The sequence below is a fragment of the Methylomonas koyamae genome (genome assembly GCF_019669905.1).
Lineage (GTDB): Bacteria > Pseudomonadota > Gammaproteobacteria > Methylococcales > Methylomonadaceae > Methylomonas > Methylomonas koyamae.
Map to the genome: position 1 here is coordinate 218370 of NZ_AP019777.1, position 23688 is coordinate 242057.

The window sequence follows — 23688 nt, forward strand, 5'->3', positions numbered from 1 at the left end:
ACATCGGCCAAATCGAGGTAAATTAGCTTTCGCGGGCCGGCATTTCCTAGCCTAGGCGATCTTTGTTAGAATCGCTGCCGATCCAAAGAAAAAACACCCTATAAAACACCACCCTAAGCCATGAACAAAAAGAAAATTATAATATTCGCCGTCTGTCTGGCCGGTCTGCTTGCCATCCAAATCAAGTTCTTCCTGCCCTTCATGTACGACATCGCCGCATCCGACCTATTTTTGGTGGAAAGCAAAGACGCCGCCAATCCGATGTCGGTCAGCACCGACATGACCGCGATGGCCTTCAGCCATTGCAACAACTTCATCAAGAAAAATGCGGAGGAAGACCAAAACCTGGCGTTCGCCGCGCAGCCGACCAACGCCTGGAGCTTGGGTAATTACGAATACATCGTCAATGCCGACGTCGAAATTAGCGGCAAGGATAGCCCGGCGGTATTGCGCCACTACGCTTGCCGGATTCAGTACGAAAAGGGCGACGACACCTCAGGCGCCGCCGATTTCGAAAACTGGTCGGTGGAAGGCGTCGGCGGTTTGACCGACTGAACCGAATAACTAAAGTCGGACAACGCCAAAAAAAGCCCGCCAGGTTCCGGTACCTGGCGGGCTTTTTTTATCGGGCTGGAGCGCTAGCGCCGGCGCTCAGAAGCTATATGAAATCTCCCCATACACCGTCCGCCCCGCTTGCAGGTAAAACGCCGAATATTCCCGGTCCAGCAGATTGTTGACCGAAAACGAAAGGTCGATGTTTTTCGTGGCCTGGTAGGCGATGCGGGTATCGACCAGGAAATACGGATCGTAACTGCCCGGTACGCCGGTAACCTGGTCCAGGTTCTGGTCGTTGAAGAACGGCTGGCTGACGTAACGGCCGATAATGCCGCCGCTCCATTGCTCGTATTTGATGTCCAAGCCGCCGCTGAACATGGTTTCCGGCAATTGCACCATTTGTTTGCCGACGATCAAGGGATTGGCGGTGTTTTCGGTGATGACCGAATCGTTCAGCGTGTAAGTGCCGTTAAAGTGCAGCCAATCCCAATACAGTTTTTGCCGCAACTTGACTTCCACGCCTTCCACTTCGGCCTTGCCGGCATTCTGGCGTTCGGTCAGGGTTTGCAGCGCGCCGGTCGGTATACCGCTTTTCGCGTAAATCAGGTCGCTGATGTAGTGGTGGAAATAGCTGGCCGCAATTGTGGTACCGGCAATCGGCGTCGCTTCGCCGCCGACTTCCCAGGAATGCATGGTTTCCGGCGACAAACCAGGATTCGGCTCGGTAATTACGCTCGAGGTCTGGGTATTGCCGTACAACTCGAAGTTGGTCGGCGGCCGAAAGGCCCAGCCGGTCGATGCGAACAGCTTATAGCCGTCGGCCGGCAGCCAGGTCAGGCTGAACTTGGGGTTGAATTGGCCGACCGAACGCTCCTGGTAGATGCGGGTAAAGGACGGGCTGGTGCTCTGGTTCATGCCGGAAGTGGACCAGTCGTCGTAACGCACGCCCAGGTGAGCGATCAGATTCGGCAAGATCCATAATTCGTCTTGTAAATAGGCCGAATAAATGCTGGATTCGCCTTTACCCAGCGCGGTGCGGGCGGTCGTCGAATCCCAGTTGCGCCAGTTGCCCAGCGCATAACGCGATTGGCCTTCCAGCTCGCTGTGGTTGGCGCCGAAACCGACGGTCAGGAAGTTGCGTTGCTCCCACAGAAACGGAAAGCGCAAGGCGACGTTGGCGTCGATCCGGTTGCTCGGCGTCACCGTCAACTGGCCGGTGCCGCCGGTCAGCGAATCCGAGGCGGCGTTGGCGAACGGCGAGTAGGTTTCGTGCTGCATGTACTGAAAATCGATATTCAGTTTGATGTCGTGGCCGAAGTCGTGTTTCAGGTGGCCGAAATAACGGCGGGTGTCTTCGATCGACGGCAAGGAATGCAGAAACAACTGTTCGTAGACGTTCAGCCGGGCGCCGCCCACATTTAGGTTATTGCCGACGTTGCCGGACGAGCCGACGCCGATGGCCAGCGGCGTACCGTCGGTCCTGGTCAAATAACTGTTGTAGCTGCCGGTATCGCTGACTTCGCTGCGGCTCCAGGCCATGCCGCCGTCGATTTGGGTTTGCGGCGTCAGGTCGTAGTACAAATGCAGCGAGGCATTGTTTTGCTCCCAGGGCCGGCGGCCTTTATCGCCGACGATGAAACGGCGTTCGCCCTGGTTGGTCGTGGTCGGGATCGCACCCAGGACCGGCGTCGTCGCCGCGCCGGACGCGGTCGCTACCGTCACGTAGTCGGACACCGCCCAGTTGTCGCTATCCATGTGGTTGAACGTCAACGAAATGCCCAGACCGTTTTCGAAGCGGTCGCGGTAACGGCCTTTGATGCCCCATTGCTCGACTGCCGCGCCGCCGGCGCCGATGCTGAGCCGGCCTTCGCGCTTGGTCGGCACCTTCGAAATCACGTTCAGCACGCCGCCCATCGCCCCGCTGCCGTATAAGGCCGAGAACGGCCCCGGCACGTACTCCACCTGCTGGGCGTCGTCCATGTTCATGATGTTCCAGTCGACGTTGCCGTTGCTGCCGGTGTTGACCGGCAGGCCGTCCACCAGATACAGCGAACGGTTGGCGCCGCTGACGCCGTGAAAACTGGACGAGGCGACGCTGGAGCCGGGAAAGCTGGTGCCGTAGGCGCTGCCGCGCAGGTAGACGCCGGGGATGTCCTTCAACGCATCGCCGATGCGCTGCACCAGACGGTTTTCGGTGTTGTCGGCGGTAATCACGCTGACGTTGGCCGGCGCCAACGCTGCCTGCATTTCCGAGCGGGTAGCGGTCACCAGCGTTGCTCCCAGCGTTTCTTCGCTGTCCTTGGTTTTGTCCTTCTGTTGGGTTTCGGCAGCGTTATCCGCCTCGGCGTCCACGGCCCAAGCCGCTTGGCTTTGAATCAGTCCGGCCAACGCCAGAACAGCCATGCTATTTAAACGAGACAATTTCAGTTCCTCCTGTGTCCTTATCGCGTGGTTTGCGCGTATTTTGTCGGAATAATATTTAATTCTTCTTACATCGAATGCGGGTTTTGCCGTATTGATGCACCGATTTTCGAAAGTTTGTGCCGGCCCTGGCCGGCGCGACGGCGGCAAACTTTGCCTGCCACCGTCGCGCTCAATCGGCCATCACTCGCCGGCTTTGGCCTCGGCTTGCTTGCGCTCCAGGTAGCCGCGCCAGTAACCGGCCGCGAACAAGGCCAGCACGCTGAGCAACAGCCACCAGTTCTGTTCCGGGCTCAGCGCCTGTTGCTGCTCGCCTTTGTCGTTGGCGACTTTCTTCTCTTCCATCTCGTAGCCTTCAAGCGGCTGGTTGGCGTTCGGCGCGGCTTGGGCTTGAGCTTGAGCCGGCTGTTGAGCGGGTGGCGGTTGCTGACTCTGACTTGCCTGCGGTGGTTGAGCGGCGGCGGCTGCCGGTGGCTGGGCTTGTGCGCCCGGCGCGGCGGCTTTGGCAGCCTTGGCCGCATCCTGTTGCTCTGCCAGTTTGGTGATCTCCGGACTGCTACAGGTATCCTTGTTGCAAGCCACGCCGGCCTTGGCGATCACTTCCTGATTGACCTGTTCCAATTTGGCTTTCACCGCCGGATCGGCCTGCCAGTAACCCTTGTTGATCGCCACCAGCATTCTGTCCACCATGGCTTGATAGGCCAGCAGGTTGTCGGCCTGCTCGAACTTTTTCTGGATGTCTAGCTGGTATTTGTCCTCGACGTAGGTTTCGTACATGGCTTGCCATTTCTCGGCGCCGACCGCTTCCGGCACCGTCACCTGCCAACCCCACAGGTTTTCCGCAACCATGTTGATGAAGCGGGCGCCGGCGTAACCTTCCTTCAACATCGACTCTATCCACTTCGGGTTCAGGTAGCGGCTTTGCATTTCCCGGCCCTGGTAGCGCTCCAGACTCATGGTTTTAGCGGCGGTAGGATCGGCCAGATCGGCGACTAGCACTTCCGGCGTCTTGCCGTTGACCTGTCTTGCCGCCATCGCGGTGCCGCCCAGATATTGGAAGAAGTCGTCGCCGTCCAGCGTGGCGTAGACGTTGCTGGAGCGGCTGTGGATCACCGCGTCGGTGCCTTTCAACGACAATTTGAACAAGTCCACCGCCAACGTCGCGTCCTTACTGGCAGCTTCGCCCCAATGGCCGCGGCCGTAGACGTGGTGCATGCGATTGAAGAACACGTCGGCCAGTTGTTTTTCGTCGGTCCAAGTGTTGGACAGCGGAATCGCCCGATCCAGATTGGTGCCGTAAGCACCCGATGGCACGCTGAACAAGCGCGCCGAAGCCATATCCAGCGCTTCTTCGGGCTTCAAGCCGCGTTTGACCAATTCGGCCTGGGTTTCCTGGATATGCCGGCGCAACGGATTATCCGGCTCGTCCTGTTCCTGAGCCTTGGTTTCGGCCTGATCCAGCAGCTTGATGACAGACGCAAACAAATCCCGGTACAAGCCGGACGGAATGATGGTGACATCGACCCGGGGCCGGCCCAGTTTGTCTCGGGCGATCACGTCCACGCCCTGAGTGCGGCCGCGTTCGTCCCAATGCGGTTTGACGCCGAGCAGATGCATGATTTCAGCTTCCATCACGCCTTCATGGCGCGAGCTCTCCACGCCCCACAGATTGAACACCAAGCGTTCCGGGTAGTGGCCGTGCTGCTTTTTGAAATCGGCGACCACTTGCTCGGCCAAGCGCGCGCCTTCGTTGTAAACCGCCTCGCTGGGAATCCGCGACGGATCGAAGCCGTACAAGTCCTTGCCGGTTGGCAAGGCGTCCGGGTTGCGCAATGGATCGCCGCCGCTGCCAGCCGGGATGTAGCGGCCGGCCAGCGCATCGATCAGTGCGTTCATTTCGGCGTTGGCGCTATCGCCGATCAGCTTGGACGTGGCCTGGACGTTTTGTTTCAGCGCCTCGCCTTTTAGCTTGGGAGCGCGGGCAACGATGGCTTCGGCGAAACGCTGTCTAACCGCTTCATCCGGCGCCTTGCCGAAGGTATGCAAACCCATCGGCACCTTTTTCTCCCGGATTTCCTTTAGGTAATGCTCCAGTTCTTCCAACTGATCGCCGGTTTCGGCGCGTTCCATTTTCAGGTCTTTCAACAACCCGGCTTTGGCAGCGATCTGGTTGATCTCGTCCAGCCTGATCTTGGCCAGTTGTTCGCTTTTCTGCGCGGCGACGTTGTAGTCGTCCAATAAACCGGCTAGTTTGGCCAGTTCCGGATTCAAGTCGGCCTTGTCCAGCGGTGGCGTCATATGCGAAATAATGGTCGCCATCGCCCGGCGCTTGGCCTGCAAGGCTTCGCCGACGTCGTCCATGATATAGGGGTAAATTTGCGGCACGTCGGCCATCAAAATCTCGCCGGGATCGGCGGCGGTAAAACCGACTTCCTTACCGGACAGCCATTCGTGGGTGGCGTGGGTGCCGAGATGAATCATCGCGTCGGCGCGGTAGCCCTTTTGCAACCACAGATAAAACGCGACGTATTGATGATGTGGCGGCATGCTCACGTCGTGGTACAGCTTTTTGACGTCTTGCTCCCAGCCGCGCGACGGTTGCGGTGCCAGCAACAGATTGCCGTATTGCAGGGCCGGCAGGATCAAAAAGCGCTGGCCTTTGTTGTCGGTCCAGGCGCCGATTTTGCTGTCTTCCGGCTTGCCCCAAGCTTTCAACATCGCGGTTTTAAACGTTTCCGGCAGTGCGTCGAACCATTTTTGGTAATCGGTAATCGGCAGCAACACTGCGCGGCCGCTGGCGGCGGCCTCGGCAACCGCGCCCGGCTCCCAGTTACCCAGATTGATGCCGTGGTTCTTCACGGCGGCTTTCAACGCTGCGCCGTCGGTCGGCGCGTCACCCAATTGGTACCCCTCCTGGCGCATGCGCTGCATGATGTTCAGCAGCGATTCAGGCAGAACGTTCAAATACGAGGCGCCGATATTTTCCTTGCCTGGCGGGTAGTTGTAATACAGCAGCGCGACCTTTTTGTCGGCGTTGGCGGTATGGCGCAACTTGGCCCATTTGTCCAGACGGTCGGCGTAGCGGGCGATGCGTTCCGGGATAGGCACTTCGCGGACGAAATCCTGGCCGGTGGCTTTATCGTGCATGCTTTCCTTGCTGGCGACTACGGTCGGCGCGATTTCGCCGGCGAATTCCGGCAATGCCACTTGCCAGGCCCGTTCCATCACATCCAGACCGGTGGCGGATTCGCTCCATTGCGCCTGGCTTTGGCTGTTCAAGGCGATACCGTTCAGCACCGGCACGCCCAAGCGCGTCAGTGTGGGAACGGTCTTGTCAGGACTCGCGCCGATTTTCAAGGCCAGTGCTGCAATGGCCTCGACGCGGGACTTGCCGTTACCGTCGACCAGCATTTTTTCCAGCGTCTTGTCGTAGGGATAGCCGAATACCGGCAGCACGTTGTAGCCCTTGGCTTCCAATTGTTCGGCCAGCGTTTTTACGGTATCGGTCTGGCCGGACAAAGCCGATGAGCGGTAAAACAAAATCGCGATCCAGGGCTGGCCGGCTTTATAACCGGCGTAGGCTTTTTGGTAGCTGTCGAAGTCGGCGAACAATTGCTTGCTGCGCACGTCGAAGGCGCCGATCTCCGGCTGGGCTTGCGGCGGTGCGATGTTGGCCTGGACGTTTTTGAATTTGACCAAGGCCAATCGGATCATGTTGGCGGCATTGTCGGCGCCGCCTGCCGACATATAGGCTTGCAGGTCTTTATCCAGTTGCAGGCCGTAGTCGGCGAAATCGGCGTCGTAACTCAAACCCACCGCATACAGCTTGCCGCCGCGCGCGGCGATCTGTTTAAACACCTCGCCGCCTTCGCGCAGAATGCTGCGGCCGGTGATTTGCGCCAATACCAGATTGGACTGTTGCAGCTCGGTCTGGTCGGCTTGCGCCAGCTTGGAGCTGGAATACACCCGTAACTTGACGCCTTGCAATAATGGGTCGTTTTGCAGTTTGACGGTGGCCGCGACGGCGGTTTGCGAATCCAGGTCGCCGAGGATCAGGCTTAGATTGAGCGGCGTTTCGGCTGCGGCCGAGCCGGCCGCTACCCATAGCAGCAGGGTCAGCAGCCAAGCCCAGTATTTATTCAGGTACATAAACCACCTTGCCGTCGTTCAACCGGTACGCGGTGCCCAAACGCTCGCCGGAACCGCTGAGCTTGCGGTCGGTGACTTTGGATACCTTGATTTGCGAGCCTTTCTTGCTGACGATTTCCATCGTGCCGTCTGCGTTCTGCTTGGTCATCGTCACCGTCGATTCCGGGTTCATCAAATCCATCATGTTGTAGGCCATGAACAAGGCCACCATCATGCTGACGATGAACACCACGCTGGCGTCGAACAGGTTGGCGACGCCGGCGATCGGATCTTCCAACGGCTCGCTGTTTCGGTGCAGATTAGAGCGTCTCAGATAGCGCATGGCCGTCCTCCTCGATTGCCAAATCCTGCACATCCAATACCCGGCTCGCGGCCAGTTCGGCTTGATGGCGCATCGCCGCAAAATCGGCACGCAACCATTGCTCGCGCACCAACGCCACCATGTAGGCGATCACGCTGCAGCCCAGGCCGGTCACGGTGGCGGTAAAGGCGGTGACCATGCTGCTAGCCATGCTGGGAATATTGCCTTGCGCCAAAGCCGCCAGCGAAATGCCCATCGGAATCAAGGTGCCCATCAGACCCAGTGCCGGACCGAGTTTGATGACAAAACGGATTTGGTCGAGCTTGACCAATTGCCGGTGCTCGTGTGTTTGCAGCAACAGCTCCAGCTCCACGTCCAGCGGCGCTTCGGAACGGTTCTTTTTACCCAGCGTCACCGCCAGATCCAGACTGAACAGGCGCACGGTACGCGAACCGGCCTGGCGTCTATCCAGCCATTCCTGCAGCAATCGGCCGCTGGCGTAGACCGAATAGGCCGCCAACGCTGTGACGATCAGCAATACCGGCAGGTATAACGATGACGAAATTTGGTACAGAATGGTTTCTAATAAGTGGGTAAGTTCCACGGCCTTCCTCCTCAAGCATTTTTGTAGTTGTTGTAATAAAACTTTTTAAATTCAATTCGTTATCAACCGGTCGGCGTTTGCCTGTGCCAAATCGCAGGCAATAGCCATCCCAGGCTGGTAACAGCCTTTTTTTCGGATCGGAAATCGGTCCCGGCCGCAAGGCGCCGGGTAAGTAAAACTTTCGGCGGACTAAAACGCTGCCGCCGGTCGGCGCCGGTTACAACATGGTTCGCTCCACCAGCCAGAAGGCGCCCATCAAACTGACCGCGACCGAGCCGCCCTTCAAAAACCGGGCGGCGGTTGCGACCTGGCTGTTCAACCACCAGATCAGCGGCAGGACCAAGGCCGCGACGGCAATCTGTCCACTTTCTATCCCTAAGTTGAACGCCAGCAGCGGCACTAAAATCCCGCTGTCGGCCGCCGAGATGTTCATTTCCTGCAACACGCCGGCGAAGCCGAAGCCGTGGATCAAACCGAAGCCGAAGGTCAGCCAATGCCGGCCCTTGGGATGGTCGCCACGGATAATGTTTTCGAGGCCAACGTAGATGATCGTTGCGGCGATGAACGGTTCGACGAAACTGCCGGGCAATTCGACCAGCCGCAAACCGGCGCAGGCCAAAGTGATGGAGTGGGCGATGGTGAAGAAGGTGATGATCTTCAACGCCGGCCACAAACTATGCGTTACCGCCAGCAATGCGAACAGGAACAGCAGGTGGTCGTAGCCGGTCAGGATATGCTCGATGCCCAACTTGAAAAAGTCGCCGAACGCCGCGAACGCAGCTTGGGGGGCTGCCGAGTCCGCGGCGGCGGCGAGCGTCAGGTCGAGTTGGTCGTCGTTGCGGCCCAACATTTTTTCGGCCAGGGTTTTGCCGGCGGCGTCGCGCACCGTCAGATATTGCTGGTGGCCGTCCGGCAGCAATCCCAGAAAGCCGGATTGCAGCCGTAACTGCCGCTGCGCCGCGGCCGGATAAACCATCTGCACTTGAGCGTTGTTGCGGCCGTCGAAACTGGCCTGGCCGGGCTGGCTCTGCAGCTCGGTGCCGTCTGCGCTGATACGCAACTGTTCGGCCAGCAGTTTGGCGATGGCGGGTTTGGCCGCTTCGCGCTCGGCGTCGCTAACTTCGGCGTCCAGATCGCTGTCCATCGGTACGAAGGCTTCGATATCCTGCAACGCAAACGTGGCAGTTGCCTCGATATGGTCCGGTTTTAGCGCCAGATCCAGCGAACTGAGTCCGGGCGGGTGGGCGTGGGCGCGCCCGGCGGCCAACGCCAGCAGTAACAGTGGCAGCCGGGAAGCCGTAATTCGAATTGCCATGTCGCCGACCTCAGAAATTGATCGTTATCGTGCCGCGGAACATGCGCGGCTCGACCGGATGCTTCAACAGGCCGAACTGGTTGGCAGAACCGTTCGGATATGCCGACTCGTAGGCATAGGCGATGTCGTTGCTTTGCGAACCGAGGATGTTGAATACGTCGATCTCGAATTTATAACGTTTCTGTTTGTAGCCCGCGCTGAGGTTGACGATGTTGGTGTCGCCGGACCAATAATCGACGTTGGTGTTCGGATCGCGGTCCAGATAGACCCGGCCGAAGTGACGCAAGCGAATCGAGCCGAACAAGCCGTTCGGAGCTTCGATAGTGGCGCCGGTGGACACCACGCGGCCTACCGAGTTCGGGATGTACAGATTGCTGTCGGCGTATTTGGCGGTGGTCAGCGCAAAGTCGGCATCCAGCGTCAGCCAGTCGAACGGTTTGTAGTAGTTGGTCAGTTCGACGCCGTAACGGTGCGATTTGCCTGTGACGTCGGTAGTGCCTTCGTCGCCGACGAACACCAGCTCCTGGCTGGATTCCAGCCACCACAGCGCGAAGGTGCTGTTCAGGCCCGGCACGTAATTGCTGCGGATGCCGGCCTCGCCGCCGCGCGACCAGGCGGCAGGGCGTATCCGAGCGGCGGCCGCATCCACCGGACTGCCATCGTTCGGATTGGCTTGCAACGTGGTGCCGCGCGCATCGTTGGAGTGGTAACCGTAACCGGCGTTAAAGAAAAACTCGGTATCCGCCCACGGCCCCAAAACCAAGCTGATTTTCGGGCTGACCATAACCTTGCCGCGGCTGCCGGAGTTGGCGGCGTTGATTGCCGGGTCTTGGTTACGGTTGTCCAGCACCTCGACGTCGTTGTTGATGAAATCGCCGCGCAAACCGGCGATGGTGCGCACCTTGTCGTGCCAATGGGTGGTGTTTTTGAAATAAGTGCCGACCGTGGTCACGCCGACGTTGCTGCGGCTGACGGTGTTCATAATCCGCCTCGCCTCGGTTTCGTAAAGCCCCAGGCCCATGATCTGGTCGTTGCGGAATTGCAGGCCGACGCTGTTATCCATCTCGAAACCGAACAATTTGTTGTAACGGGTATGCTCGAAATGGCCGCCGGTCTGTACCCGTTGTTCGGTTTGCAGAATCTGGTCGCCGCCGGCACCGCGGGTAAAGCCGCTGAAATTGGAATACAGGTCCAGGTCGGTATACAGCGCATAGATATTGGCGTCGTTTTTCCAATTGTCGCCTTGGTTCCAGAAGCTGCCGGACAGGCTGTAGCGATTGGTTTTACCGCCGTCGGTCGGGTCCATGGAGCCGTAAAGTCCGAGGCTGCCGTTGTCGATTGCCGCCTGCGGAATCTGGTTGGTGGCGGTCCAGCTGTTGGTGTAGGCCTTACCGTTGATCGATAAGCCCCAATCGTCGCCGCCCAGCGTGTAACGCAACTGGCCGTTGAATTTCTTCGAGTCTTCCGGCACTTGCCAGACGCCGTCGTACAGGTTGAATTCGCCGGCATAGAGTAAATCGCCGTCGCCGACTTTCATCGAATTGGCGACCAGAGTACGGTAGTAATCGAACGAGCCGGCGGTGAATTTCAAAATGCCCTGATCCAGTTTGTCCATCGTGAACATCTTGGCGTAACCGGCGGCCGAGAAGTCGCCGACCTCGGCGTAATACGGACCCTTGCCGTATTCGACCTTTTTCACCAACTCGGGAATGATGCTGTTGATGTCCATGTAACCCTGGCCGTGGGCGTGGGTGGTCATGTTCATCGGAATGCCGTCGACGAAGGTGGTGAAGTCGGTACCGTGGTCCAGGTTGAAGCCGCGCAGGAAGTATTGGTTGGCCTTGCCGGAGCCGCTGTGCTGGGTCGCGATCGCGCCGGGCACGACTTCGACCAGTTCGCCGTTGCGCGAGAACGGCCGGTTTTCGAATTGCTTCTGGCTGACCTCGCCTTGCGAGGCCGAGCCGGCGATGCCGATCAGATTTTTGCCGCGGCCGTCTTCCTCGACTTGCACGGCTTCCAGTTCTTCGGACTTTTCCGATTTTTTGCCTTTGTTGGCGGCTTTAGTTGCCGGCTTGACATCTTCGGCTGCGGCCACGATTGCGGTATCGGTCGTTTCCGGCGCCGGCTCGGCCATTGCGTCGGCCCAAGCCAAACCGAGGGCAACTTCCAGGCCGACGGCCAACAGGGTTTTCGGGAACAGCGCGGCGCGCCGGGCAGAGCGTGGTCGGTACATAGTCGTCCTCATAGTGCGAATATCGTTGCGGTCGTTTTTGTTGTTAACACCGGTCTTATGCCGGTTTGGAGTTTGGATGCGTTGGCGCTTGCGGCGAATACGCCGGCGAGCGAATGGTTCAGGGATAAGGCGGCGTCGGCTGAATCGTCGGCTTGGCTTTGAAATAGCGTGCGGCCTGAGCCTGTCGTAAGCGGCAGGCCGGCAACAGGCGCGGCGGGGGGTATAAATGCGCCAGGCAGAACCATGGCAGGCGTCGGGCCGGCGCAGGTAAATAAATTTGGCTTCGGGATGGCGCGGAAAGAACCGGCGCGGAGTTGCTGAACGGCTACAGCGGATAGAGCGGGGATACAGCGAAATGCGGAGAAAATCGGGGCGAGGCGGGCGGAAACGGCAAACGGCGGCGAGGTGCGACCGACACCGCTGCTGAGCAATTGGGTACCCGGAGTTTGGTTGATATCCGGAAAGCGTTGTTTGAATCCGCTCAGACCGTTGCCGGCCAAATCGGCCCACTCCGCCCAGTAAACACCCGCCGCCGGCAATACGCTACGCGCGACCGAAACGACATGAGCGAATGTGCCGGAAACCCCGGCGGCCGCTTTAACTATCGGCGCGTTGGCGCGATGGCTCGCCACGGCGCTGGTGCAAGCCTGGGAATCCCAGGCGGCGCCGGCAGCGTCCAGCCCTCGGCCGCGGTAGCCGGCCGGATTGGCGGAGTAAAACGCCGCGTCCGCGCTCCAATGGGCGACATCCGTGGGTTCCGCCGTTTCGGCCGGGCCGGCTTTGGCCCATACGGATTGCGAAAACATCGCGGTCAGCAGAAAAGTGGCGGCCAACACCGCCAATTTGGCGACCAAAATCCCGGCGCCGTGCAGCAGCAAAGTCGCCAACATAAAGCCCAGCGTATAAGAAATCAGGCTGGCGGAAGTCGAAATTTCCTGGCCGTGGGCAAAACCGTGGAAGAAGGCGAAGAAAGCGACGATCAGCACGTTGATTTTGCTGCTGAAGCGAATCTTGCGCGTAATCAGTAGCGCGAATACCGCGCAAGACAGCAGAATGATGCCTTCGACGCTGGGTATCGTTATTCCGGCCGCGCCGGCCAAACCGCCCAGACTCATCACGCCGACGAAGGCCAGCGGCAGCATCCAGACGGCTTGGCCGCGCAATTGTGCGGCCCAAATACCGACCGCCAACATTGCCAGTAAATGGTCCCAACCGGCCAGCGGATGGTTGAAGCCGTTGCTCCAGCCCAACGTATCCAAGCCGAAAAAATGCTCACCGAATAAGGCCGCGACCGCCAGTAACGGCAAGCCGAAGCCGAGCAGCCGCAGCCATGAGGGCGACAATTCGGATCGGGTGCGGGAACGGCGTAATGTCATGGTTTAACGACGGAAAAAGCCTTAAGAATTCAAATCAAATGCCGGTTAAGACGAATAGGGAGCGAATCATACGACACCTATCACATTTTTAAAAATTATGAATAATAAATAAAATGTCTTATCATGCGCCGAACTCGCGCTGCCGAGCCGGCTCAACTGTGCGGATGCATGTGGGAATGGCTGTGGCCGTGGTGGTCGTGCTGGTGGCTGACTGCGGCCATTTTGACCGGTACCAGGTTCAGCGCGGCATGACGGACGCCGGTTTCGGCGGACAGCTTGTCGGCAAACGCCCTAATGCGTGCGGTCAGGCCGCGCAGAAACAAGCTTTCCAGGCAGTCGTCGTGGTCCAGGTGGACGTGCATCGACGATACGACCAGATCGTGGGCATCGTGCTGGTGGCTGGTCAGGCGTTCCGCCAGGTTGCGTTCGTGGTGGTTGTAGACGTAGGACAGCGTGGCGATGCTGTAAATGGCCTCGTCGCGCACCAGGCGCTTGGTTTCGATTTCCTTGCGCAGCAGGTCGCGGACGGCTTCGGAGCGGTTGGAATAGCCGCGGGCCGCGATCCATTGGTCGAACTCGGCGGCCAATTCGTCGCTGAGAGAGATGGTAAAACGTTCCAAGGTCGGCTCCTCTTATTATCGTTATATAGGAACCGGCGATTATAGCCCAAGCGTTGCCGGCACAAGCGGCCGCGGCGGGATGGCGGCGGCAACGCCCAATTCGACAAGAGCCGGTTAACGGCCGTTTATTCGCGGGAGAGCATCGATGTCCGCCGGACATTACACGCACGACAATTTCGGCAAAACCGTGATGCGCAGCCAGGTTGCGATCGCATTATTACTGTTGCTGTGTTTGCCGCTGGCGAACTTCTGGTTTCCCAGCGCTTACAGCATCAAGGCCGGCATCCACGGCCTCAGTGCGATTTCGGCGCTGGCCGTCGGCACCTATCTGACCCATCGTGCCTTGCCGTTGGTCAAGGGCATGCAGGTGCAACTGCAATCGTTGCGACGCTGGGTATTGGCCGCAACTCTGTTGAACCTGGCCGGGGCGATCAGCGGCAACTGGATTTACATGCGTTACCGCGGCCAGGACGGCCCGCGCGACTGGATTCTGGAGCGGGTGCCTGCCATCCACAACGTGCTGATGGAGTTCAAGGAGTTCGTCTCGTTGTTTCCGTTTCCGTTGATGCTGTCGGCCACCGCGCTGCTGTATTACTACGGGCTGCCGATGCAGACTCGCCGCGACCTGTGCCGCTTTGTCGGCATCACGATCCTAGTGTCGTGGAGCTTCCTGCTGCTGGGCTTCGTCGTCGGCCTGGTACTGGCCAAACTGCGCTTTGTCTGAACTGGCGGAACCTGATATGCAACACCCAACCGAATCGAATTCTCAAGCGCTGCATTCCGGCCCGGTCGTGGCAGCCAGTTTGGCTCTTTTGCTGGCATTTTTGACCTTGATGGTCAGCCACCACATTTCCCGGCTGTCGCCCGGCCTGGATAAGCTGGTGCACAGCTACGGTTACTGGATCCCCGGCTCGCAAGGCAAAGGCCCCGACGGCAGCATCGGCTCTTACACCGGCAAGGAAACTCTGGCTATCGGCGTCTGGCTGTTGAGTTGGCTGGCGTTTCACCTGATGTGGCGCAAGCAGGATTTGGATTTGGCGGCCTGGACCCGGATTTTTGTCATCAGCCTGGTCGCGATTACGCTGGGTTTCTTCCACCCGTTGTCCGATCCGCTGGTGCTGTTCATCGCCGGTTTTTTCGGTCTACCCTGAGTAAAAAACCATGCCTAAATTAATAAAGCTAGCCGTCTCGGTATTGTTGGCATTGGCCAGCCCGGCCAGCATTGCCGAGGGCGTATTGCTGAAGTCCGACCCGAAACACAACGCTGAAGTGGCCAATTTCGACGGCACGGTCAAATTCTGGTTCAGCGGCAATGTCGGCGAGCGCTCGCCGTCGGTGGTTGTGGTCGATGGCCAAGGCAAACGGGTCGACAACGGCGACACCCGCCTGGTTTTGGGCGAGCGCCACCGGCTGACGGCGACGACGCAGCCGCTGCCCCCCGGTCCTTACGCCGTCCGCTACCGGGTGATCACCGAAGACGGGTTGGTGGTCAGCGGCATCTCCAAGTTTACCGTCGTCGCCGCAGCGGCGAGTACGGAGGCCAAACCATGAAACTATTAGCCGCGTTGATACTGGCCGTTACCGCCGTCGGCCAAGCCCAGGCTTCGGTACCGCTGGGCGGCAACCGCAAAGGTGCGGACGGCAGCTACGACCTGTACGGGTGCATGCTCAGCAACGACTACTACGTCGTCAACTTTGCCGCCTACCAGCTCGACCCGAATCAGGCCAAGGACGACAAATCCATACCGCAAGCCGAATGCGTCGATCTGCCGCGGCTCGGCAAAACCCAAATCGCCGTCGACCTGCTGGACCTGGACGTGCGGAAGAAACCGGTCGGCCTGAAGATTTTGCGCGAAGACGGCCAAACCATTGCCGAAGTGCCGATGGCCGTCGTCAAGCAAGGCGTATTGACCGCCAGCGTCGATTTCAAAACTGCCGGCAAATACCAAGCCGTGTTGTTGGTGGAAGACTCCGATCTGCACACGCCGGCGGACACCAGCGCGTTGCACATGCCGCTGACGGTGGCTATGGCCGTGGCGCCGTCGGCAGCCAATGCCGGCAGCGGCAAAGGGTTGGGCGTGGTGTTCGGCGCGCTGGGCCTGTGCCTGGCTTTGGCCGCCTATTACATACCGCGTCTGCTAAAACCGCACGGCGAAAGCAGTCCGCCGTAACCGGGCGCCGCCGCTGCGCCGACGGTTCCGCGTCGGCCCGGCCTTGCGCGTCCGGCCTCCATCCACCAACAGGGAATCACTATGAGAGCGACACCAACCAAACCGATTATGGCGCTGATGCTGGCAAGCCTGCTGGGCGCTTGTGCTCATCCGGGCCACCATGAACGGGAGACGGCCGGCTTTGTGCCCGGCCTGGGCGAAATCATGGCCCAAACTTCCACTCGCCATGCCAAATTATGGTTTGCCGGTCAGGCGCAGAATTGGGCGCTGGCCGCATACGAAGTCGACGAACTGCACGAGGGCATCGAAGACGCCGGCAAATACCATCCGACCCACAAAGACATTCGCCAACCCATTCCGGACTTGCTGGCGCAGTATTTGGACCAGCCGCTGGCCGCGCTGGACCAAGCCGTCAAAGCCAAAAATCAACAGGCATTTATCGCGAATTACGATAAGCTTACCGCTGCCTGCAACGCCTGCCACCAAGCCACCGAATTCGGTTTCAACGTCGTGGCGCGCCCCAGCTTCAACCCGTTCGCCAACCAGGCGTTCTGAGGTACGGCCTCGTTCGTTTAGCATGGGCGGATGCCGCGGCCGGGCGTAGCGGTAATTCACCCATATTCAGCAAGCGAACACTATGTCTAACTTTTTACCGCGCCGGATTGCAGCCTGCCTGCTGCTGCCGGCTACTTTCGCCGCCACGGCCGGCCCGGTCCGCGACGATTTCGGCGTCTGGATCAGCAACACCTACCAAACCGACTTCGGCGGCAGTCCCTATCTGGCATTTCTGGAACTGGCGCCCCGGACCAAGACCGATAACGACCAGTTCGCCCAAATCATCGTCCGGCCGCTGATCGGTTACAAGCTGACAAATAAACTGCAACTTTGGGCCGGTTACACCTGGCAAGGCGAATACAGCGAGCAGACCGACTTCGAATTGGCGACCAACGACGCGATGCAACAGTTGCAGTGGGTAGACAACTGGTCGCCGGAGTGGAATTTTCAGTACCGTTTCCGGCTGGAACAGCGCTTTTTCTCCGAGGAAGACAACGTCGCCCACCGGATGCGGCACCGTTTTCGTTTGGTGTACTCGATACCCGACAGCAAAGCCTACCTGATCGGCATCGACGAGCTATTCGTTTATTTCAATTCGCTGGACGACGGCCGTCTAGCCCGTTCGGTGCAAACCGGCATCAACCAGAACCGCAGTTATGTCGGCGTGGGTTATAAATTTACGCCGCAACTGAACGTCGACACCGGCTACCAACTGCAATACGTGCACAACTACGGCGCGCCGGATTTGGTCAACCATGTCTGGTTTACCAACATCAACGTCAATTTCTAATACTTTTCCTGCGCGCAAAAAAAGGGCGGCTCAGGCCGCCCTAGTCGATACATGAAACAGAAATCTCTGTAACTCTGTTACTGGAATTTGGTCAGACCGGCAAAGCCTTCCCGAGCTTCTTTCAATTCCTGTTCGGCGCCGGCGAAATCGGATTTTTTAGCCAGTTCTCTGGCTTTTTTCATTTTCAAAACCACTTTGTCGCGTTCGAACTCGAACTTGTAGTTGGCGCTCAATTCGCTAGCGCTTTCTGCTACTTCTTTGATCAGGCTGGCGACTTTTGCCGAATCAGCGGAAGGAATTGCATCCAGAGCTGCCTGGATTTTGGCATCCACTTCTTTCAATACTTCAGGCACGCTCTTTTTGACTTCTTTTGCCAGCGTAGCGCCGGAAAAGCCTAAGATCGAAAAAAACAGTGTGAAAGCGATAAATACTTTTTTCAATGACATGTGTGTTCTCTTGGTAAATAAAACGTATTGGGTAAAGCGAATTTTTCGGGTTTGCGATTGAACTTTGCTGACGGGTAACTCCTTTGGTTGAAATATTTTTTACTGTGAGCTTAATTTATTCGGGTTGAGCTCCGCCGGGCTTGCCCGGCCAGTAACGCCGCGATGCCGAGATTTGCGGCAACGCCGATGGCCAACAGCATTAAAGTCGCCACTGTAAAGCCGGCGGTATAACCCAGTGCATCGGCATCCAGCCAAATATCGTAGGTATGGACATAACCGTGGCTTACCGCGACGCCGCTAATCACCGGCAAAGACAGCGCCCAGTGCAATTTCCGCCCCGACGCCAGTAGCAGCCCCAAAACCAAAACGCTCGCGTACATCAGCGTTTCAGCGTGGGCAATCTCCAGCGGAATTAAAGCCAGACCCGCGCCCAACAACAGCAGCATCAGGAACGCCGACCCCAGCGATACGACAGCTCGGCCACCGCCGCTGCGGCATATCCACAAACCGACCGCAAGCATCGTCAAAAGGTGGTCAGAGCTGGAAAAAGGATGCAGCAATCCGCTGTCGAAACCGATGGATTCGCTTGCCCAATGGAAAGGGTGCGCATAGGCCGGCATCGAGCCGGCCGAAAACGTTGATATCGTTAGCAAGAAATGCTTGAGGGACTTATTCATGGTGGCCTCTGCCTGCGACGGGTTACGGTGGACGCTGAACGCTAGCGAACAACGCTCTCCAGCGAAACGATGGTTTGGCGGCGCCAGCCCGACTTTGGAGGGCATCGGCGCTGGCACCACGCAAACGAGGCTATCTTAACAAAAATATGAACTTTTAATAATATTTCATATTATGGGCGTAAGCGCACCCGATAGAGGAAAGTTTGCCCGAGCACTATTACGTTTTTCGACTGTGCCGCCGGTAAACGTACGGTTGCTGAAAACCAATCGGAACAACGCGAGTTAGGGTTTGGCTTGGCGCCGGCGGGCTATATCGATTCGGCCGGAGTGATGGCCGAGCGAGGCCATCCCGAGTCGAGCGCTCGCGTTTTGTTACCCTGGGTTACAAATTTTGGTCCTCACGCGCTCCGGCAGCATTGGAAACAAACACGACAACCGGGTAGCCATAAGCGCAGGAGCGGCACTATTAATCCGAGTGGATGACCAATACATCCTTGGCCGCCGATTCGGCGTCATCCAATTTCAAACCGCGATTAAAACTCGTACTTGAACCCGGCCTGAACCAGACGCGGCATGCCGGGCTGGATGCCGCGCACCCGGTCGACGATGTAAGTATTGTCGAGCAGATTTTTCATCGACACGTACAGGGTCAAATCTTTTTGCACTTTATAAGAGGTCGCGAAGTTGACCACCACGTAGTCGTTGATCTTGCCGTAACTGCCGCCCAAAGCCTCGTTGCTGGCGGCACCGTTGGGATGGTCGGCGCCGTTGTCCAGATTCAGAAAGTCGGCGTATTGCTCGCTGACGAAGGCCGCTTCCAGATGGGCGTCGAAACCCGTCGGATGCGAATAACCCAAGGTCGCGGTCAACAGGCTTTCCGGCGCGTAGGGCGCGCGCTTGCCCGGCGCGGAGCCGAACACATTGCCGCCAGGGCAACTCGCCGGATAGGCGCCGCTGGACAACGGCACGCAGCGGAAGGCTTGGGTGGTCTCGGCGGTCGGCAGCCACATGTAGGCAATCTGCGCATAAGGATTGTGAGTCCAGTTGAACACATCGCCGAAGTCGGCCCGTGCCATCAATTCGATACCTTCATACAAGGCCTTGCCTTGCGCGACCGGCACGGTACCGCCGCCGACCGTACCCAGTACGGTTAGGGAGTCGAAGTCGTTGTGGAAATAGGTCAACTCGGTTTTGACGCCGTGCAACGGCCTGGCCCTGATGCCGAACTCGGTGTTCCAACTGATCTCCGCGCCGACTTCCGCCGAGCCGCCGGTATCGTTGTAAACCGCATCTTCCACTCGGGGCGGGGCGAAGCCGCGGTGAATGCCGAAAAACAGCTCGGCGTTATCGATGGGTGAATAAGTCATCGCGAACGACGGCAGGATTTCGGTCAGGCTGCTTTGGCCTTGCGCGCCGTTCAGCAAATTCTTGCGCTCGTAACTGACCGACTCGACGCGAACGCCCGGCGTGAAAGTCCAATCGTTCCAGATGAATTTGTTTTGCACAAAGCCGGAGTAGGCGTCGGCAAACCGCTCGTTATTCTCGGTCAGTTGGCGGTAAGTGCCGCCGTTGGGATTGCTCGCGTCGCGTGCATCCGCCGTACTGCCGCGAATAAAGCGCCGATATTGATTCTCGAAATGCGCTCGGAACCCAGCGTCCAACTGGCTTTCGATGCCGAACAGGTCGTGCTTGGCGTGCAAGGTCGGTGCCACGCCCCAGGTTTCGTAGTTGCGCAAACGGCCTGAGTTGTAGTTGCACAAATCCATATCGACCGGAATACCGTTTTGCCGATCCGTCACATAACTGTCTATGCCTCGCCCCACGCACTGGTTCTCGGTTGGAAATTCGTTCTGCTGCCGCCACCAGTTGCGCTCGTAAGCCGACCAGTAAAAACTGGCTTCCAGCGTCACGTCGTTGTTGAAACTGTGCTCGTAAGTAGCCGAGGTGGACCAGCGGTCGTTAGTAAAATTGGCGTTCTTGTCCGGGTTGTAACGCGCGCCCAGCTTGCGGTATTCGGCGTCGGTCAAACCAAAGGCCGCGCCTTGTTCGTCCTGATGATAGAAATCGCCGCGCAGGGTCAAGCGGTTGCGGGCGTCGAAGTCGATGATGCTTTTCAGATTGGCGTCGTCGACCACGGCAAAGGTATTGTCGTGGCTTTCCATGCCCTCCTTGTGAATATAATCGGCCACGCCGCCGATGGCATCCAGGCCCTGAACGTTCTTGACCATCCCGCCGTAGCGGGTGTGGCCGTTCAGATAATCGCGGTTGCCGCCGGTAAAACTGACGAAACCGCCCGGCGTGGTGGGTACCTTGGGCGTCAGATAATTGACCGCGCCGTTGATGGTTTGCGGGCCGAACTGGGTCAAATCGGCGCCCTTGTAAATCTCGATGCCGTCGTAACGTTCGACCGGCGGGTGATAGTAGATGTCGTTGTCGCCGTAGGGCGCGAAGTTGAACGGAATGCCGTCTTCCAAAAACAACACCTTGGTGGAACGGAACGGATTCTGGCCGCGAAAGGCAATGTTCGGCCGCAAACCAAAGCCCTCCTCGTCGCGCACATAGACGCCGGGGGCCTTGCGCAAGGCTTCGTTGACGGTGAATACCTGGTCGCGTTCCAAAGTGTCTTTGCTGATTACCGAGGTCGAGCCGGAAAAGGTCGCGGCTTTCTCGACGCTTTCCACCACCTCAACGCTGGTTAAAGTATCGGCCTGATTGCCGGACGAGTTGGTTTGCGGGTCGGGTTCGGCTGCGGCAACGCCTTGAGCCATCAGGCTCAACAGCAAAGTCGGCAGCCATCCATGTTGTTTTTGCATAGGATTCACTTCGGTTCAAAATGGGCTAACACTGCATCCAAGCTCCAGCGGGTGGAGATGGAGCACCGCCGCGCAATGTAACCAAGCAAGCTGAATCGAAACTGAAAATCCCGGCGCAAGGCCGAGACGGCTAGCGGTGCAAGGGCAAGGTCACCGTCGCCAAAAATCCGCCAAGCGTTTTGCTGCGGCCGAATGCCAGCGAACCTCGATAACTGCCGACAATGTCCGCGACAATGCCCAAACCCAGGCCGTGGCCTTGCACCGACTCATCCAGGCGCCGGCCGCGTTGGGTCAGGTAGGCCAAGTCGTCGCTTCGGCAGCCGGGGCCGTCGTCGGCGACCCGTATCGCCACGCCGCCGTCCAGCGCCAATTCGACATCAATCCGTTGCCTGGCCCATTTGCAGGCGTTATCCAACAGATTGCCGAGAATTTCCATCATGTCTTCCCGATCGAAATGCAGCAGTTGCTTGGGCGCGGTGATCTGAATGTCCAGCGGCTTGTCGGCGTATATCGCCCGCAGGGTCTTTTTTAAGGCGATGATTTCGCTATGCGGGTTGAAGGCCGGCGCCGCCTGCTGGTCGCCGGCGATCCGCGCCCGTTTCAACTCGCGTTCGATGCAATGGCGAATGGCCTGGCTTTGCTCGTCCAGGCGCGCACGCAGGTCCGGTCGGCCATCGAAATGCGGGTCTTCGCCGGTTCTCAGCAATAGGGCCATCGGCGATTTCAGCGCGTGCGCCAGATTGCCCATCGCGGTGCGCGACTGTTGCAGGCGGCGCGCCACCAATTCCAGCAAATGGTTGATTTCCTCGACCAGCGGTTGGACTTCCGCCGGCACCTCGCTGCCGATATGTTGCCTGCCGCCGCCGGCCACCTGCTCCAGTTCGGCGCGCACCGTGGCCAGCGGACGCAGCGCGCGCTGGATGTCCCAGCGCAGCAAGCCGATGGCGCTGAACAATATCAGCAAGGTCAAACCCAAATAGGCCACGCGAATGGCGGTGATGTCGTGGTCAACCGCCGACAGGTCTTCGGCCACGCTGATGTTGATCCGATGGCCGAAACGGACCGCGCCCAAGGTCAAGACCAGCAGCGGCGTTTGCTCGGGGCCGGCCGCATGGTAAAGCATCGACTGCTCCGGTCCGACGGGTTCGACCGCCAACGGAAAATCCAGCAAAGACGGCGACGGGTAGCCCTGGGCATCGACCTTGACCAGATAATAATGGCCGGACAACCGGCGGTTGTAGACCGAACTGATGTGAACGCCGTGGAAAGTGACTTGCTCGTCGTCGCTGTAGCCCAAAGACTCCAGCAGCGAGTAGCCGTCGTCGGCCAAGCGGTTGGCCATTTGCTTTTCGGCGGCGCTGCGGATGATCCAGTCGGCAGCTAGCCAATGCAGGATAAAAATCGCCCCCAACACCGCGATCAGGCCGCGGCCCAGGCGCTTGCGCAAGGACATCACGGCTTGAGACCGAACAGATAGCCCTGGCCGCGCCGGGTGTGGATTAAATCGTTGCCGACGATCTTGCGCAGGCGTTTGACGTAGACTTCCAGCACGTTGCTGTCGGGTTCGGCCGATTCGCTGTAGACGTGTTCGCCCAGTTGCGCCTTGCTCAGCACCTTGCCGGCATTCAGCATCAAATAGCGCAACAGCCTGAATTCGATAGCGGTCAGCGGCTGGGCCTCGCCACCGGCAACCATGGCGGTTTGTTCGTCTTCGTCGAGTTCGACGCCGAACACCTTTAATTTGGCCTGGTTGAAGTGGTGTACCCGCTTCAACACCGCCTGCAGGCGGGCCAGCAATTCTTGAGGGTGGAAGGGCTTACAAACGTAGTCGTCGGCGCCGGCTTTAAAGCCGTCGACTTTTTCGTGCCAGGCATCGCGGGCGGTCAGGACGATGACCGGCATGTGGTTGCCGGCGTCGCGCCAACATTTCAGCACCTCCAGGCCGGCCAGTTTGGGCAGGCCCAGGTCGAGAATCGCGGCATCGTAGGGTTCGGTCGCTCCCAGAAACTCGCCCTGCGCGCCGTCGGTTGCGGTGTCGACGATATAGCCGGCACCACGCAAGTCGGCGGCCAACGGTTCGAAGAAGGCCGGGTCGTCTTCGACCAGTAGCAAGCGCATGCAGCCGGCCGGCTTACATCGCGTGCATTTTGTAATCGACGCGGGGGTAACCCTTCTTGTCGCGCGGATCTTGTTGTTCGGCATCGCTGTCGTCGGTGCGCTGTTTGCCGGATTCGGCAAGCAGTTGTTCCCAACTTTCAAGCTTCGCATATTTCGGGTCGCCGGCGGATTTACGCGAGCCGAACGCGGCTTTGCCCAGCGCGATCAGTTGCGACGGCGCTTTGCCGTCTATCGCTTTCAGAAAATCGGCTTCGTTTTTGACCTGTTCCCGCACCAACCAATAGGCCATCTCGAACGGCAACCGGTCGTCTGGCGGCAGGTGTTGTTTGATGCGGTTCATCGATTTGTGGGCGGCTTGCAAATTCCTGGCGTTTATTTGGTCCGGGGCGCCGCAGCCGGCCGTCAGTAACGCCACGAAAACCAGTCCGAATCCCAATTTCACTATATTCACAACGCCCCCAAACCGGCTAACGCCAGACTATCCGAATTAATAAAGCGCGCGAATCGGCGATCCGCGCCCTGAGCCCCGCCCCTTCGGCGGAGC

At 58.7% G+C, this 23688-nt stretch carries 21 protein-coding genes; 7 read left to right on the forward strand and 14 right to left on the reverse strand.

All coding sequences use genetic code 11. From position 1 onward, the window contains the following. The first annotated feature begins 120 nt into the window (after positions 1–120). On the forward strand, positions 121–555 hold the full coding sequence (locus MKFW12EY_RS01045; RefSeq protein ID WP_221053852.1) for a hypothetical protein: 435 nt from the start codon (positions 121–123) through the stop codon (positions 553–555). A gap of 96 nt (positions 556–651) precedes the next feature. Here MKFW12EY_RS01045 and MKFW12EY_RS01050 read toward each other — a convergent pair whose 3' ends face one another. The 8 genes from MKFW12EY_RS01050 to nikR form a co-directional block, all read right to left on the reverse strand. Beyond that, positions 652–2976: a TonB-dependent receptor gene (locus MKFW12EY_RS01050; RefSeq protein WP_157199398.1), complete on the reverse strand. Its 2325-nt coding sequence runs from the start codon at positions 2974–2976 to the stop codon at positions 652–654. A 183-nt stretch (positions 2977–3159) separates the two neighbouring features. Beyond that, entirely contained in the window at positions 3160–7125 is a 3966-nt protein-coding gene (locus MKFW12EY_RS01055) for a cobaltochelatase subunit CobN (RefSeq protein WP_221053853.1), read from the reverse strand. Beyond that, positions 7112–7447: a DUF2149 domain-containing protein gene (locus MKFW12EY_RS01060; protein ID WP_054761954.1), complete on the reverse strand. Its 336-nt coding sequence runs from the start codon at positions 7445–7447 to the stop codon at positions 7112–7114. The genes MKFW12EY_RS01055 and MKFW12EY_RS01060 overlap by 14 nt, the downstream gene beginning before the upstream one ends. Then, positions 7425–8030, reverse strand: a complete 606-nt coding sequence (locus tag MKFW12EY_RS01065) for a MotA/TolQ/ExbB proton channel family protein (protein WP_054761940.1) — start codon at positions 8028–8030, stop codon at positions 7425–7427. Before MKFW12EY_RS01065 ends, MKFW12EY_RS01060 begins: the two co-directional genes overlap by 23 nt. Positions 8031–8247: 217 nt before the next feature. Continuing rightward, entirely contained in the window at positions 8248–9345 is a 1098-nt protein-coding gene (locus MKFW12EY_RS01070; protein ID WP_221053854.1) for a HupE/UreJ family protein, read from the reverse strand. Between the two features lie 10 nt (positions 9346–9355). Next, positions 9356–11578 (reverse strand): TonB-dependent receptor, encoded by a 2223-nt coding sequence (locus MKFW12EY_RS01075; RefSeq protein ID WP_245006402.1) that lies wholly within the window; start codon positions 11576–11578, stop codon positions 9356–9358. Positions 11579–11586: 8 nt separating this feature from the next. Further along, a complete protein-coding gene (locus tag MKFW12EY_RS01080; RefSeq protein ID WP_221053855.1) occupies positions 11587–12954 on the reverse strand; it encodes a HupE/UreJ family protein in 1368 nt (455 codons plus the stop codon). A gap of 152 nt (positions 12955–13106) precedes the next feature. After that, entirely contained in the window at positions 13107–13574 is a 468-nt protein-coding gene (gene nikR / locus MKFW12EY_RS01085) for a nickel-responsive transcriptional regulator NikR (protein WP_054761934.1), read from the reverse strand. Positions 13575–13719: 145 nt separating this feature from the next. Here nikR and MKFW12EY_RS01090 point away from each other — a divergent pair, with 145 nt between their 5' ends. The 6 genes from MKFW12EY_RS01090 (at position 13720) to MKFW12EY_RS01115 (ending at position 17090) form a co-directional block, all read left to right on the forward strand. Further along, positions 13720–14298, forward strand: coding sequence for a hypothetical protein (locus MKFW12EY_RS01090; protein WP_054761932.1), 579 nt, complete (start codon positions 13720–13722; stop codon positions 14296–14298). Positions 14299–14314: 16 nt separating this feature from the next. Then, positions 14315–14725, forward strand: coding sequence for a hypothetical protein (locus MKFW12EY_RS01095; protein WP_221053856.1), 411 nt, complete (start codon positions 14315–14317; stop codon positions 14723–14725). Between the two features lie 10 nt (positions 14726–14735). After that, positions 14736–15125, forward strand: coding sequence for a copper resistance CopC family protein (locus MKFW12EY_RS01100; RefSeq protein ID WP_221053857.1), 390 nt, complete (start codon positions 14736–14738; stop codon positions 15123–15125). Beyond that, entirely contained in the window at positions 15122–15745 is a 624-nt protein-coding gene (locus MKFW12EY_RS01105; protein WP_054761930.1) for a hypothetical protein, read from the forward strand. Before MKFW12EY_RS01100 ends, MKFW12EY_RS01105 begins: the two co-directional genes overlap by 4 nt. A gap of 81 nt (positions 15746–15826) precedes the next feature. After that, positions 15827–16300: a hypothetical protein gene (locus MKFW12EY_RS01110; RefSeq protein ID WP_064026459.1), complete on the forward strand. Its 474-nt coding sequence runs from the start codon at positions 15827–15829 to the stop codon at positions 16298–16300. Positions 16301–16382: 82 nt separating this feature from the next. Next, a complete protein-coding gene (locus MKFW12EY_RS01115; protein ID WP_221053858.1) occupies positions 16383–17090 on the forward strand; it encodes a DUF2490 domain-containing protein in 708 nt (235 codons plus the stop codon). A 77-nt stretch (positions 17091–17167) separates the two neighbouring features. On the opposite strand, the gene MKFW12EY_RS01120 is transcribed toward MKFW12EY_RS01115, so the two are convergent. From MKFW12EY_RS01120 to MKFW12EY_RS01145, 6 genes are all read right to left on the reverse strand, one after another. Further along, complete coding sequence (locus MKFW12EY_RS01120) at positions 17168–17536, reverse strand: hypothetical protein (protein WP_054761928.1); 369 nt, start codon at positions 17534–17536, stop codon at positions 17168–17170. A 110-nt stretch (positions 17537–17646) separates the two neighbouring features. Further along, positions 17647–18213 (reverse strand): HupE/UreJ family protein, encoded by a 567-nt coding sequence (locus MKFW12EY_RS01125; RefSeq protein ID WP_221053859.1) that lies wholly within the window; start codon positions 18211–18213, stop codon positions 17647–17649. 533 nt (positions 18214–18746) lie between these two features. Next, positions 18747–21026, reverse strand: coding sequence for a TonB-dependent receptor family protein (locus MKFW12EY_RS01130; RefSeq protein WP_221053860.1), 2280 nt, complete (start codon positions 21024–21026; stop codon positions 18747–18749). A 130-nt stretch (positions 21027–21156) separates the two neighbouring features. Next, positions 21157–22479 (reverse strand): sensor histidine kinase, encoded by a 1323-nt coding sequence (locus tag MKFW12EY_RS01135; RefSeq protein WP_245006403.1) that lies wholly within the window; start codon positions 22477–22479, stop codon positions 21157–21159. Beyond that, entirely contained in the window at positions 22479–23144 is a 666-nt protein-coding gene (locus MKFW12EY_RS01140) for a response regulator transcription factor (protein WP_054761919.1), read from the reverse strand. Before MKFW12EY_RS01140 ends, MKFW12EY_RS01135 begins: the two co-directional genes overlap by 1 nt. 13 nt (positions 23145–23157) lie before the next feature. Further along, positions 23158–23595 carry a hypothetical protein gene (locus MKFW12EY_RS01145; RefSeq protein ID WP_245006404.1) on the reverse strand — a complete coding sequence of 146 codons (438 nt, stop codon included), beginning with the start codon at positions 23593–23595 and terminating at the stop codon, positions 23158–23160. Positions 23596–23688: the final 93 nt, after the last annotated feature.